We start from the raw sequence: 13,533 nt of genomic DNA, 5'->3' as shown, positions 1-13,533 counted from the left end.
CGGTGCTCCGCATAACGGAGAGCTGGGGAGACGGGCATGACGATCACGCACGCAAGACGCCGCAATGATGGACCGCGCAAACAGATCGCGCTGGCTTTGCAGGGTGGCGGGATGCATGGCGCCTTTACCTGGGGTGTGCTCGACAGTCTGCTCGAAGACAGCAGGCTCGAAATAGAGGGTGTCAGTGCAACCAGCGCCGGCGCGATGAACGCCGCTGTACTCGCATACGGGCTGCAAAAAGGTGGCGAAGACGGGGCGCGTCAGGCACTGCACGACTTCTGGCGGGCAGTCGCGCAATCGGCCGAGCGTTACAACCCGCTGCGTTGGGTGCCCTGGCTGAAGGGCACGCACAGCTTCGGGCTCGATCATTCGCCGCTGTATGCATTTGCCGACATGATGCTGCGCGTTTTTTCGCCCTATCAGTTCAATCCGAACAACCTGAACCCGCTGCGCGAAGTGCTCGAAAGCCAGGTCGATTTCGACGCGCTGCGCAAGCACTGTCCGATCCGGTTGTACCTGTGCGCAACCAATGTCGAGACGGGGAAAATACGCATCTTCACGGGAGAGGATGTCAGTGCAGACGCGGTACTTGCGTCGGCATGCGTGCCGACACTGTTCCAGGCGGTCACGATCGATGGCGAGTACTACTGGGATGGCGGTTACATGGGTAATCCGGCCATCTATCCTCTCATCTACAATTGCGCGACCCGCGACGTCGTGATCGTGCACATCAATCCGCTCGTGCGCCGCGGTGTGCCGATCACGGCTGCGGAAATTCTCAACCGTATCAGCGAGATCAGTTTCAATTCGTCGCTGATGCGCGAGATGCGGGCAATCTCGTTTGTCACCGACCTGATCCGGCAAGGCACGATAAAACGTGGCGAGATGAAGGAAATGCTGATCCATTCCATTTGCGCCGACGACGCTCTGTGCGCGTTGAGCGTATCGAGCAAGTACAACGCGGATTGGGGATTTCTCAGCGAACTGCATGACTACGGGCGACGCGAAGCGGATACGTGGCTCGCGCATCACTACGGAAACATCGGACAGCGGTCGAGTATCGACATCCGCAGTGAATTTCTCTGAGCGCATCGCGGTAATGTCGGCACCGGGCGATCATGCGCAGCCGTCCCGGGCCAAGGAGCGAACGTGAACCGGACGCGGGCGCGGTTCGTCGCGTTGTGGTCGTGCAGCGGCGGGACACATGCCGAGGATGTCTATCGCATGCTGGCGCGATGCTATATGGAGCCGGCGCGCCATTACCATACGCTCACGCATGTACGGCGATGTTTGCGTCATCTCGACCTGGCGCGCGACTCGGTTCCCGAACCGGACGCCGTCGAGCTCGCGCTCTGGTTCCATGACGTGATTTTCGTTCCGGGCGCGCAAAACAACGAGCAGCGTAGTGCGGACTGGTTCAGACGCCAGGCAGGGGAGCGAATCCGCGCGTGCGACCGAATCTGCGCGATGATTCTCGCGACGACCCACTCGGGCATTGCCGCGGAACTGGATACCCGTTTCGTGTGCGACATCGACCTGGCCGTGCTTGGCGCTTCTCGCAGCCGATTTCGCGAAGACGGTCGGCGCCTCCGGGCAGAGCGCCCCGATCTTGACGACCGGGCTTACGACCTTCATGAACGGACGATTCTTCGCGGGTTACTCGCACGCCCGCGCATCTATCTCACGGATTTCTTCTACGCGCGCTGCGAGACGCGAGCGCGCAGAAACTTGAGCTGGCGGCTGGGCTTGCCGAGTCCGGAATAGCCTCGACAAGCTGCTGTCGGCGTTCGCAATTGGCACTGGCGGTGCGATCGTCGATTTACCGGTGCCTGATTCGCTGACGATGCCGAGCGTCGGCGCGATGCACCGGCGGCCGAGCGGCGGCATGTTCGATGGAGAGTCCCGCGATCGCGATCTGCCGGCGCGCAAGTTCGCCGGGTTGTACTGATCCACGCATCGCGCGGCTGTTCTCACCCCCCGATTCACATATCGCCCGATCAGATATCGATCGCAAAAATAACCATTTGGTACACGCGTCGGCACGCATTACAGTCTCGCCTCCTGCTGCCGGTCGCGACGCCGGTCATTCCGACGCTATTTCAGAAATCTGCCAAATGAATCGTTTGATGCGTTCCAGGGTCCGCGGCGCCGCCGCCACGCTGTTCGTGCTCGGCGCGGCGTGCGCCGCCCACGCGGCTCAACCGACGCTGCGCGTCGGTATCGATGCCGAGTCGTATCCGCCGTTCTTCTCGAAGGACGCGACCGGCAAATGGAAAGGGTGGGAAATCGATCTGCTCGAGGCCGCATGCGGCAAGCTGAACGTGCGCTGCGAACTCGCCGACATCGCGTGGGACGGCCTGATTCCGGCGCTGCAGAACCGCAAGATCGACGTGATCTGGTCGTCGATGACGATTACCGGCGAACGGCAGAAGGCCATCGACTTCAGTCGTGCCTACTACGAATCGCCGACGGTATTCGTCGGCGCAAAAAGCGACCGGCGCCGCGTCGATTGCGCGGTGCCCGCGAGCTTCAAGGGCCGAGTGATCGGCGTCGAGGCCGGCACCAATTTCTCGGCCTTCCTCGATGCGCGATTCAAGCAGGACGTGCAGATCAAGGCCTTCGACAAGTTCGACAATGCGCTCGCCGATCTGGTCTCCGGCCGGGTCGATTACGTGCAGGAAGCGAAGGGCCTGTTCACGGCGTTCCTGTCGTCTCGCGACGGCAAGGATTTCGAGGTCAAGGCCACCTGCGCGGACAACCCGGTGCTGGGTCTCGGCATCGGCGCGGGCGTGCGGCGCGGCGATGCGCTGCGCGACCGGCTGTCGGGCGCGATCGCGCAATTGCAGCAGGACGGCACGTGGGATGCGATCACCGCGCGCTATCCGAACCTGAAAGGCACGATCGAGAAGGGCCGTTGAACCGATGGCCGCAGACGATTCGCTGCTGGCGCTGCTCGCATTCGGCGACGGCGGTTACGGCCGCATCTTCGCGAGCGCGTTCGCGCTGACGCTCGGCGTCGCGGCCGCGTCGTTCGGCGCAGGCACGCTGTTCGGCATCGCCGGCGCGCTCGGCAAGCTGTCGCGGCACGTGGCGCTCGCCTGGCTCATCCGGCTCTACACGACGCTGGTGCGTGCGCTGCCCGAGCTGTTGTGCCTGCTGCTCGCGTTCTATGCGCTCGCGCCCGCCGTCGAGGCCGCGCTGCGCCGCGGCGGCCTGGTGCCTGACGGCTTCGCGTTTCCGCCGTTCCTCGTCGCCGCACTGTCGCTCGGCTTCATCCAGGGCGCCTATCTGACCGACATCTTCCGCGCGGCGCTCGTCAACGTGCCGGTCGGCCAGATCGAAGCCGCGCATGCGTACGGAATGACGCCGTGGCAGACGCTGCGACGCATCCGGCTGCCGGCCGCGGCGCGGCTTGCGCTGCCCGGTGTCGGCAACGTTTGGCTGAACGCGACCAAGGATGCGTCGTTCATCAGCGTGCTCGGATCGTTTACGGATCTGCTGAAGGCGAGCCAGCTCGCCGCCGGCGCGACCCGGCACTACGTGTTCTTCTATCTGGTCACGGCGGCGCTGTTCCTGCTGCTGAGCGTCACGTCGACGGGGCTGTTCGCCGCGCTCGAACGGTACGCGAGCCGTGGCGCAACGAGTGCAACCGCATGAGCTTCTCGCTGCCGTTCCTGCTCGATACGGTGATGCCGAAGCTGCTCGCCGCGGTGCCTACGACGCTCGCGCTGATGCTGTTGGCCGGCGTGGCCAGCGTGCTGCTCGGCATGCCGCTCGCGCTGGCCGCCGGCGCACGCCGGGCGCCCCTTCGCTGGTCCGCACGCGGCTGGATCATGCTGATTCGCGGCACACCGATGCTGGTGCAGCTTTATCTGCTGTACTACGGATTCGGCCAGATCGTGCCGCGCGAATGGATGCGCGACAGCTGGGCGTCGCCGCTGTTGCGCGACGCGTTCTGGTATGCCGTCGTTGCCTTGAGCGTGAACGAGAGCGCGTATGTCGCGACGATCCTGCGCGGCGCGATCGCCGGCGTGCCGGCCGGCGAGATCGAGGCCGGCTACGCGTACGGAATGACGCGCGCCGGTGTGCTGCGCCGCATCGTCGGCCCGCGCGCGTGGCGGCTCGCGCTGCCCGCGCTCACCGGCGAAGCAATCCTGCTGCTGAAGTCGACCGTCCTCGCGTCGACCATCACGGTGTTCGACGTGATGGGCACGGCCAATACGCTGCGGTTCGAGACGTTGCGCGTATACGAACCGCTGGCCGGCGCGGCGATAGTCTATGTCGTGCTGGTCGCGCTGCTGACGATTCCTGCCGCCCGTCTCGAGAGACGCCTCAACCGCTACCTGACGCGCGAGTCGGACGACCGCGCACCCGCGCGCGCACGTAACGCGTCGTCGGGCGTGTGGGCGGCACCCAACTGATTCCCCTGTTCCGCATTGAGCATGACGATGTCCGATCCTCGACCCCTGCTGTTTTCCCTCTATGAACAAGCCAGCGTCGGCTGCGGCGGCGCGCCGAGCCTCTGGACCCATCCCGCCGACGAACGGCTGCGCGCCAATACGCTCGCGTACTGGTCGGACCTGGCGCGCAAGGCCGAGCAGGCCGATCTCGACATGCTGTTCTTCGCGGACGTGCTTGGCCTGTACGACGTGTACGGCGGGTCGGCCGACGCCGCACTGCAGTGGGCGGTCGAAGCGCCCGCGAACGATCCGATGATGCTGATCCCGGCGCTCGTCGCGCAAACCGAGCGGCTGGCGTTCGGCGTGACCGCGAGCACGACCTACGAACATCCGTTCGCGCTCGCGCGCCGCTTCAGCACGCTCGATCACCTGAGCAACGGCCGGATCGGCTGGAACATCGTGACGTCCTACCTGACGAGCGCGGCGCGCAATTTCGGGCTAGACCGGATGATCGGCCACGACGAACGCTACGCACGCGCGGAGGAGTTTCTCGACGTCGTGTACAAGCTGTGGGAAGGCAGCTGGGCGGACGACGCGGTCGTCGCGGACAAGCAGGCGCCGCGCTATGCGCGCGGCGACCGCGTGCGGCCGATCGCACACGAAGGCACGCACTATCGGGTGCACGGCCCGCACGTGTGCGCGCCGTCGCCGCAGCGCTCGCCGGTGCTGATTCAGGCGGGCTGGTCCGGGCGCGGACGGGAATTCGCGGCGAAGCACGCCGAGATGGTGTTCGTCGCGAAGTCGAATCCGCACGAGATCCGCGCAGGCCTCGACGAGATTCGCCGGCTTGCAGTCGAAAACGGCCGCGCGGCGGACGACGTGAAGGCGCTGACGGTGCTGCGGATCGTGACGGCGCGCTCGTCGAGCGACGCGAAGGAGAAATACCATGCGCTGCAGCAGCACTATCACCTGCAGGCGCAGCTTGTCAGCTACGCGGGCGACACCGGCATCGACATCGATCGCTATGCGGACGACGAGCCGCTGACGACGCAGACGGAAGGGCTGACGTCCTACGTGGTGCGACCGGACGGCAGCGGCAAGCCGCTGACGGCCGGCGACGTGCGGCGCAAGTTCGCGAACGTCACGCGCGGCACCGACCTGATTCTCGTCGGTTCGCCGGACGAAGTCGCGGACCAGCTTGCCGAGCACGCGCAGCAGTCGACGACGAGCGGCTACATGCTCAATCCGCTGATCAGCCCCGGCACGCTCGACGATTTCGCCGAACTGATCGTGCCGGAGTTGAAGAAGCGCGGCCTGTACCGGACGCAGTCGCCGGGCGGCACGTTCCGCTCGCGCCTGGGCGGCGGCGATCGCCTGCCGGACAGTGCGTATGGCGCGTCGTTCCGGCAGCCCGCGGCGGCCGGGCGCTGACGGTCGGACGGATATCGATTCCCCAAAACATTGGTAGGGCCGCGCGATGACGAGCGGTAGAGTCGACTATTCGGTCGCGGACCGGCCGCATCGGGAACAGCGGGCGCAGCATGCGTCCGTCCCGGCGGAACGACGAACCCGGGAGTTGCCTGACATGAACCGTGAGGTGCCGTTTCAGCCGGAAGCAGGTTGTGCCGACTCGAAGCATGACGACGAGCGTTTCGTATCCGCCTGCGGGAGCGCGATCGAAGCGCCGTTCGCGAGCGATGCCGAACGCGGCTTCGAATGCGAACGGCTGGCCGGACGGCGGTACGACTTTCCGAAGTGGCACGGGCGCCGGCGGGCACGACCATGAGCGCAGGCGCCGCAAATCGACCGCGCCGAGCACCGACGCCGCCCGTCCTGAGCGCGGCCGGCATCGCGAAACGGTTCGACGCGACCGTCGCGCTGGCGGCGCTTGACCTGTCGATCGGCGCCGGTGAAGTCGTCGCGTTGATGGGCGCGAACGGCGCCGGCAAATCGACTTTCGTGAAGATCCTGAGCGGCGTGATCAGGCCCGACGGCGGCACGCTGACGCTGCGCGGCGCCTCCTATCGGCCGGCTTCGCCGCACGCGGCGAAGCGGCTCGGCGTCGCCACGGTGCACCAGTCGGTCGCCGACGCCGTCGTGCCGACGCTGTCGATCGCCGACAACCTGTTGCTCGACCGGCTGTGCGATCCGGCGTCGCCGTGGCATGCGCCGCCGGCTGCGCGGCGCGCCGCGGCGCGACCGCTCGCCGCGCGCGTCGGGCTCGACGTCGACCTGTCGGCGCCGCTCGCATCGCTGTCGCTGGCCGATCAGCAGCGCGTGACGCTGGCGCGCGCGCTCGCCGGGCAGCCCGGCCTGCTGATTCTCGACGAGCCGACCGCGAGCCTGTCCGCGCCGGAAGCGGAGCGGCTCTTCGGGCTGCTGGACGCGTTGCGCGACGACGGGGTCGCGATCCTGCTGGTGTCGCACCGGCTCGGTGACTTGCGCCGCATCGCCGATCGCGTGGCGATCGTCCGCGACGGCCGGATCGTCGCCGATCTGGCCGCGCCGGTCGACTTCGATGCCGCGGTGGAAACGATGATCGGGCGGCCGTTGCCGAAAGCACGCGCGGCGGAGGCGGGCCGCGCCGCGTCGTCGCCCGAAGCGGGCCTCAGCCTGCGGAACCTCCGGCTGTCGCCGGCCAGCGTGCCGTTCGATCTCGACGTCCGGCGCGGCGAGATCGTCGCGATCGCGGGCCCGGTCGGCGGCGGCAAGTCGTGCCTCGCCAGCGTGATCTTTGGCACCGTGCGCGCGGCTGCCGGCGAGATGGCGCTCGATGGCCGGCCGTGGCGGCCGCGCTCGCCGGCCGATGCCATTCGAGCCGGCGTGTTCCTGGCCGGCGAGGACCGCTGGCGCACGTCGCTGTTTCCCGACAGCGTGCCGTTCGCGTCGATCGCCGGCACGATCAGCTTTCCGTTCCTGTCGCGCTGGTTCACGGGCGGCGCGCTGAGGCCGGCCCGCGAACGCGCCGCCGCCGCGGCCGCGATCGCCGCCTTCGGCATCCGCTGCACGGGCCCGGACGACCGGCTCGTGCGCCTGTCCGGCGGCAACCAGCAGAAAGTCGTGCTCGCGCGCTGGCACGCGGAACGCGCGCGGCTGCTGCTGCTCGACGAACCGTTCCAGGGCATCGATGCCGGCGCGCGCGCCGATATCGTCGATACGCTGCGGCGCCACGCGCACGAGCGCGCGACGCTCGTGTTCGTCAGCGATCTCGAAGAAGCGGCCGAGATCGCCGATCGCATCGTGCGGTTCGATCGCGCCACGCTCGACCATCCGCTTTCGTCTTCCTCCTGAATGACTGCGCCTCCCATGAAACCCGTTTCCACTTCCGTCGTGCCCGATGCATTGCCGGGCGAGCGGGCGCGCCGTCCCGCGCCGGCCCGCATCCGCGCGGCGCTCGAACGCACGGGCATCCTGCTCGTGCTGGCCGCCCTCGTCGCCGTGTTCGCACTCAGGGAGCCCGCGTTCCTGAACCTCGACAACCTGTTCAGCATCCTTCAGGCGGTGTCGATCGTCGCGCTGCTCGGCATTGGCGTGACGATCACGCTCGCGGCCGGCGGCTTCGACCTGTCGGTGGGCAGCGTCGCCGCGTCCGCGCAGATGGCCGCCAGCTACGTGCTGGTCGTCTGGCACGGCGGCACGTTCGCGGCGGTGGCCGCCTGCGTCGCGCTCGGCGTGGCCGCCGGGTTGTTCAACGGCCTGCTGATTACACGGCTGCGCGTGCCCGACCAGCTCGCGACGCTCGGCACGCTGTTCCTGCTGGCGGGCCTGCAGCTGATCCCGACCGGCGGCCGGTCGCTCGCGACCGGTTCGGTGCTGCCCGACGGCACGGACGCGACGGGCGTGTTCCCCGTCGCGTTTCTCGCGCTCGGGCGCCTGCGCCTGTTCGACGTCGTGCCGTTGCCGGTGCTGTTGCTCGCGGCGGTGACGGTGCTGGCCTGCGTCGCGATGGAGGCGACGCGCTGGGGCCGCGTGATCTATGCGATCGGCGGCAACGAGACGGCCGCGCGGCTCGCCGGCGCGCCGGCCGCGCGCTACCGGGTCGCCGCGTATGTCGTGTCGGGCGTGATCGCGTCGCTGGGCGGCGTGCTGATCGCCGCGCGGGTCGGACGCGGCGACGCGAGCGCCGGGCACTCGCTGCTGCTCGACGCGGTGGCCGCCGCGCTGGTGGGTTACGCCGTGTGGGGGGCCAAGCGACCGAACGTGTTCGGCACGGTCGTGGGCGCGGTATTCGTCGGCGTGCTGCTCAACGGGCTGACGATGCTGAACGCGCCGTACTACATGCAGGACTTCATCAAGGGCGTGTTGCTGGTGCTCGCGCTGGCGTTCACGTTCGGCATCGGCCGCCGTGCGGACGCGCATGCGTGACGGGGCGGGGCGCGCGGCGCCCCGTCAAGCGGCTCGGCTGCGCCGTGTCGCGGCGTCTGCAGTCAACCCGGGCGCGGTCCGCAACCGTCGATTCCGGAGACGGTTATCACGAGCGCGCTCGATTGCTTGTTCCCGAATCGACGCGCTGCCGCCGCAACCGATTTGACGTCCGAAGGAATATCCATTGCCGAATCGCTCGGTTTGAGCGCGCGTGTCGCGCTGATAGATTGTGCGGGTATCGTTCCCACGGAGACAGGCAGACCATGCGATCGTCGCTTCGCCACAAGCCGCGCATCGACCGGAAGGTCGGCGCGCTCGCGCTGTTTTTTGCAGCTGCATTGGCCGCGCTCGCATCCGCGGCGCACGCCGGCCCGCTCAAGGGCGCGCCCGCACCGTTCGACAAGGGCGGCGTGAAGATCGCACTCGTCAACTATCTGTCGACCGGCGACTTCTTCCAGGCCTACGAGGCCGGCGCGCAGAAGCAGGCGAAGGCGCTCGGCGTCGATTTGCGCATCTACGAGGGCCGGCAGGACGCGGCCGAACAGCGCGAGCAGATCCAGCAGGCGATCGGCATCGGCGTGTCCGCGATCATCGTCAACCACGGCTTGCCCGAATCGTTGAAGGACGTCGTCCAGCGTGCGCTGGACAAGGGGATCAAGGTCGTCGCGTTCGACGTCGATCTCGGCAATCCGAAGGTGCCGCAAATCGAGCAGAGCGATCGCGACCTGGCCAACCTGCTGCTCGGTCAGGCGGTCAAGGACAACGGCGACGCATTCGCGGCCGGTTATGTGTATGTCGCCGGCTTTGCGCCGCTCGACCGGCGCGATGCCGCATGGCGCGACTTCAAGCGCGCGCACCCGAAGGTGCAGGAAAAGGCGCGCTGGGGCACCGTCGACAATCCGATTGCGCAATCGGTCGCGAATCAGGCGGCAGCGGCCTATCGAGCGAATCCCGACATCCGCGTCGTGTTCGCGCCTTACGACGAGTTCGCGCGCGGCGCGAAGCTCGCCGCGGACGAAGCGAAGCTGTCGTCGAAGATCCGCATCTACAGCGCGGATATCTCGACCGCCGACATCGAGGCCATCCGCGCACCGAACAGCGCGTGGGTCGCGACGGCCGCGACCAATCCGGCGATCGTCGGCGCCGTGTCGGTGCGGGCCGCCGCGCTGCTCGTCGCCGGCCAGGACCCGGGAGCGCGCATCGTCGTCAAGCCGACGCTGATCACGCGCGACGATCTCGTGAAAAACGACATCCGGACCGTGGCCGAACTCGGCGCGAAGTTCCCGGCGTTCCGCGCGAGCGACGCGGCGACTGCCGCATGGATTCCGAAGGCGGACTGAGCGCCGCCGACAGCGGGCGGCGGACGCCGCCCTGCGCGAAGCACAATCGACTGACGCACCGACGACCCGGCCATGACGACCCTGAACGACTATCTCGCCCAAAAACGCGACGCCTGGCATGCGAAGCAGGAAGCGGCACGCAACGATCCCGATTTCAAGGCGACGCCGCTGAAGGCGACCGTGCGCGCGCTCGGCCGCAGCGGCGTGCGGGAGATCCGCATTCGCGACTTCCAGGTGATCAGCGACAGTCCGCCCGACTTCGCGGGCTACAACCTCGGACCCGCGTCGCCGGAGCTGCAGCTCGGCGTGCTGGGCAGCTGCCTCACGCACATCACGCTGATCCAGGCCGCCGAGCGCGGCCTGAAGATCGATGCGATCGAGGTGGAGGTGACCGGCGACCAGCATCCGCTCGCGCAGCAGCCGGGTTTCGAGCATGTGCCCGTGTTCCCGCACAACCTCCGCTATACGCTCGACATCGTGTCGCCCGAGCCGCCCGACGCGATTCGCGCGCTGCATCAGGCGGTCGAAGCGGTCTGCCCGATCTTCAACCTGCTGAGGTTGCCGCAAACCATCGACGGCGAACTGCGGCACACCCGTGCATGACGCGCCGGGGCGGCACGCTCGCAGGACTGGCCGGCTCTTGCCAGGGAATTTCAAGCCCCCCGGATTCCGGATGCCTGATGGCCGCGCGGCTGGGGTCTCGTGCCGTCGGCGCGATCGTGAAAACGCTGGAACGCGTCCATTAGCCGCGCGCGTTGCGCGGCCAGCGACGGGTCGCGCCGATCGCGCGGCTGCGCGACCGCGACGTGGATCTCGTCGTGGACGCGGCCCGGGTTCGGCGCGAGCATCAGCACGCGATCGCCGAGATACAGTGCCTCGTCGAGATCATGCGTGACGACGATCGCGGACATCCGGTGACGGTGAACCACATCGAGCAGCAGCGTCTGCAACCGCATCCGGGTGATCGCGTCGACCGCGCTGAACGGTTCGTCGAGCAGCAGCAGGTCAGGCTCGCCGAACAGCCCGCGCGCGATCGCGGCGCGCTGGGCCATCCCGCCCGATAACGTGGCCGGCAACTGCCGCGCGGCGCCGGCAAGGCCGACTTCGTCGAGCAGCCGTGCGACAGTCGGCTCGCGGCCGCCTCGCGGGCCGGACGCGAAGCCGACGTTGTCCGCGATCGATAGCCACGGCAGCAGCCGCGGTTCCTGAAAAATGACGCCGACGCGCGGGGATGGCCCGTCGAGCGCCATTCCGTCGAGCTTCACGCTGCCGCGGAAGTCCGTGTCGAGACCGGCGACGATTCGCAGTAGCGTGCTTTTTCCGCAACCGCTTGGGCCAACGATGCAGACGATCTCGCCGCGGGCGACCTGCAGCGGGATGCCGGCGAGGATCGTGCGATCTCCGTAAAGCTTGCTGGCGATCCGCAGGTCGAGCAGCGGCGCATCGGTGCCCGCCGTCGTGTGCGCAGAAGGAAGCGTGCTCATTTCGACGCCTCGCGCGGCGTGTTGTCGAACGCGTCGCGCCAGCAGAGCCAGTGCGACTCGATGCGCCGCATCGCGCCGTCGGTCAGCTTGCCGAGCAACGCGAGCAGCAGGATCGCGCCGAACACGAGATCGGGGCGCCCGGTTTCCCGGCCGTCGCTCAACAGGAAGCCAAGGCCGCGCGTTGCCGCGATCAGCTCCGCGGCGACCATGAACATCCACGCAAGGCTGAGGCCGGTACGCAGGCCGGTAACGATTTGCGGCAGCGCGGCCGGCAGCAGGATTCGACGGAACAGCGCGATCGGGCCAAGCCGGTATACCGCGCCGAGCTCGACGAGCTTGCGGTCGACGTCGCGAATCCCGGCGACCACCGCCAGATGAACCGGAAAGAACGCGCCGATCGCGATCAGCGTGATTTTCGGCGCTTCATCGATGCCGAGCCACAGCAGCAGCACCGGCACCCACGCGAGCGACGGGATCGCGCGCAGCGCCTGGAACGTCGGCTCCAGCAGCGCGTCGATCCGTCGGCTCAGGCCCATCGCCGCGCCGACGACGAGCGCGAGTCCGGCACCGGCCGCGAAACCCGACGCAACCCGAAGCGTGCTCGCGCCGATATGGCGTGCGACGCGCGTGATGCCCATCCGGGCGAGCGTATCAAGAATCTCGCTCGGGGCCGGGACGAGATGGTCCGGCAGCCAGCCGTGCCGCACGCCATATTCCAGCAGCGCGAGCGCGGCGAACGGCAGCGCGAGGCCCGCGACGCGCCACGCGCGAAGCGGGTCGCGCCGGCTCGCGCGGGGCGATTCGGCGAGGCGGGGCGCGAGTGCGTCGTCGCGGGCAGCGGTGTCCGTCATCGGCGGCACCTCAGTGCGATGCGGCGACGAGCGGGCGCGCAAATGCCGGATCGATCAGCGTATCGACAACCTTCGCGGGATCGACGCCTGGCTTGGTTAGCTGTTCGGCCGTCAGCACCGGTGCCGCTGCCTTCAGCGCCGCGCGCTGGGTATCGCCCGGCACCGGGTCGCCGAAGTCGTTGCGCTGAAGCTGCAGTTTCGCGACCGGCAGCGATACCTTCGATTCGTCGGCGACGATCTGGGCGGTGTCGGCCGGATGCGCGATGATCCATTGGCGTGCGCGATCGTATACCTTCAGCACGCGCGTGACCGCCTGCGGGTACTGGCTGGCGAATGCGTCGCGGACGTTCAGGAAACCATACGTATTGAATGCGACGTTGCGGTACAGCAGGCGCGCGTTGTCGTCGAGCTGGGCGGCGGCCATGTGCGGATCGAGACCGGCCCATGCGTCGACCTGACCGTTCGCGAGTGCGGAGCGCCCGTCCGGATGCTGCAGGTTCACGATCTCCACATCGTCGCGCGTCAGGCCAGCCGTGTGCAACGCGCGCAGCGTGAACAGGAACGGATCGGTGCCGCGCGTCGCCGCGATTTTCTTGCCCTTCAGGTCCGCGAGCGAGCGGATCGGCGAATCCTTGCGGACCACGAGCGCAGTCCACTCGGGGCGCGAGAACACGTATACGGCGCGGATCGGGTTGCCGTTCGCCCGGGCGAGCACCGACGCGAGCCCCGCGGCCGATCCGAAATCGACCGCGCCGCTGTTCAGGTATTCCAGCGCGCGATTGCTGCCGAGACTCAGCACCCAGCGAATCGACGTGCGGTCGGCCTTGAACTCGTCGTCGAGCCAGCCGAAGTGGCGAATCACCAGGCTCTCCGGCGAGTAGTACGCATAGTCGACGCGGATTTCCGCGGGGGTTGCCGCACGTGCGTGCATCGATACGAGACCGGCGAATGCGGCAACGACGACGGCCGCGGATTGCCATGCGCGGGACCAGGACAGCTTCATCGGGGAATCTCCGGAAGAGCGGCAACGCGCCGCGAACAGGCAGGATGACCGTCCAATGTACCGAAGCGCCGGCGAATCGATAACGAAGAA

Annotated in this window: 14 protein-coding genes; 11 read left to right on the top strand and 3 right to left on the bottom strand. The window is 67.9% G+C overall.

Annotated features, from left to right (window positions below; all coding sequences use genetic code 11):
• Nucleotides 1–36: 36 nt before the first annotated feature.
• From FPJ27_RS03525 to FPJ27_RS03480, 11 genes are all read left to right on the top strand, one after another.
• Nucleotides 37–1,086 carry a patatin-like phospholipase family protein gene (locus FPJ27_RS03525; protein WP_204420857.1) on the top strand — a complete coding sequence of 350 codons (1,050 nt, stop codon included), beginning with the start codon at nt 37–39 and terminating at the stop codon, nt 1,084–1,086.
• Nucleotides 1,087–1,149: 63 nt separating this feature from the next.
• Nucleotides 1,150–1,764: a hypothetical protein gene (locus FPJ27_RS03520; RefSeq protein ID WP_239483136.1), complete on the top strand. Its 615-nt coding sequence runs from the start codon at nt 1,150–1,152 to the stop codon at nt 1,762–1,764.
• 61 nt (nt 1,765–1,825) lie between these two features.
• Nucleotides 1,826–1,948, top strand: coding sequence for a hypothetical protein (locus FPJ27_RS36765; RefSeq protein WP_275557377.1), 123 nt, complete (start codon nt 1,826–1,828; stop codon nt 1,946–1,948).
• 166 nt (nt 1,949–2,114) lie between these two features.
• Nucleotides 2,115–2,918 (top strand): transporter substrate-binding domain-containing protein, encoded by an 804-nt coding sequence (locus tag FPJ27_RS03515; protein ID WP_083534028.1) that lies wholly within the window; start codon nt 2,115–2,117, stop codon nt 2,916–2,918.
• A gap of 4 nt (nt 2,919–2,922) precedes the next feature.
• Nucleotides 2,923–3,657: an ABC transporter permease subunit gene (locus tag FPJ27_RS03510; RefSeq protein ID WP_204420856.1), complete on the top strand. Its 735-nt coding sequence runs from the start codon at nt 2,923–2,925 to the stop codon at nt 3,655–3,657.
• On the top strand, nt 3,654–4,421 hold the full coding sequence (locus FPJ27_RS03505; RefSeq protein ID WP_204420855.1) for an ABC transporter permease subunit: 768 nt from the start codon (nt 3,654–3,656) through the stop codon (nt 4,419–4,421). The genes FPJ27_RS03510 and FPJ27_RS03505 overlap by 4 nt, the downstream gene beginning before the upstream one ends.
• A 27-nt stretch (nt 4,422–4,448) precedes the next feature.
• Nucleotides 4,449–5,831 carry an LLM class flavin-dependent oxidoreductase gene (locus tag FPJ27_RS03500; RefSeq protein WP_072437980.1) on the top strand — a complete coding sequence of 461 codons (1,383 nt, stop codon included), beginning with the start codon at nt 4,449–4,451 and terminating at the stop codon, nt 5,829–5,831.
• A 351-nt stretch (nt 5,832–6,182) separates the two neighbouring features.
• Nucleotides 6,183–7,691 carry a sugar ABC transporter ATP-binding protein gene (locus FPJ27_RS03495; RefSeq protein ID WP_204420854.1) on the top strand — a complete coding sequence of 503 codons (1,509 nt, stop codon included), beginning with the start codon at nt 6,183–6,185 and terminating at the stop codon, nt 7,689–7,691.
• Between the two features lie 15 nt (nt 7,692–7,706).
• A complete protein-coding gene (locus tag FPJ27_RS03490; protein ID WP_204420853.1) occupies nt 7,707–8,765 on the top strand; it encodes an ABC transporter permease in 1,059 nt (352 codons plus the stop codon).
• A gap of 263 nt (nt 8,766–9,028) precedes the next feature.
• Nucleotides 9,029–10,105 carry a substrate-binding domain-containing protein gene (locus tag FPJ27_RS03485; RefSeq protein ID WP_204420852.1) on the top strand — a complete coding sequence of 359 codons (1,077 nt, stop codon included), beginning with the start codon at nt 9,029–9,031 and terminating at the stop codon, nt 10,103–10,105.
• 72 nt (nt 10,106–10,177) lie between these two features.
• Nucleotides 10,178–10,708, top strand: coding sequence for an OsmC family protein (locus FPJ27_RS03480; RefSeq protein ID WP_204420851.1), 531 nt, complete (start codon nt 10,178–10,180; stop codon nt 10,706–10,708).
• A gap of 50 nt (nt 10,709–10,758) precedes the next feature.
• Here FPJ27_RS03480 and FPJ27_RS03475 read toward each other — a convergent pair whose 3' ends face one another.
• Genes FPJ27_RS03475 through FPJ27_RS03465 form a run of 3 tightly spaced genes read right to left on the bottom strand, consistent with a single transcriptional unit; the run spans nt 10,759 to nt 13,443 of the window.
• Nucleotides 10,759–11,589 (bottom strand): ABC transporter ATP-binding protein, encoded by an 831-nt coding sequence (locus FPJ27_RS03475; protein WP_072437732.1) that lies wholly within the window; start codon nt 11,587–11,589, stop codon nt 10,759–10,761.
• Nucleotides 11,586–12,440 (bottom strand): ABC transporter permease, encoded by an 855-nt coding sequence (locus tag FPJ27_RS03470; protein ID WP_072437981.1) that lies wholly within the window; start codon nt 12,438–12,440, stop codon nt 11,586–11,588. Before FPJ27_RS03470 ends, FPJ27_RS03475 begins: the two co-directional genes overlap by 4 nt.
• Before the next feature lie 10 nt (nt 12,441–12,450).
• Nucleotides 12,451–13,443, bottom strand: coding sequence for an aliphatic sulfonate ABC transporter substrate-binding protein (locus FPJ27_RS03465; protein ID WP_204420850.1), 993 nt, complete (start codon nt 13,441–13,443; stop codon nt 12,451–12,453).
• Nucleotides 13,444–13,533 lie beyond the last annotated feature (90 nt).

The organism is Burkholderia sp. MS455, from assembly GCF_016899445.1.
GTDB classification, from domain to species: Bacteria; Pseudomonadota; Gammaproteobacteria; order Burkholderiales; family Burkholderiaceae; genus Burkholderia; species Burkholderia pyrrocinia_C.
The sequence above is the reverse complement of the archived record's forward strand: the minus strand, read 5'-3'. Positions and strand labels throughout refer to the sequence as shown.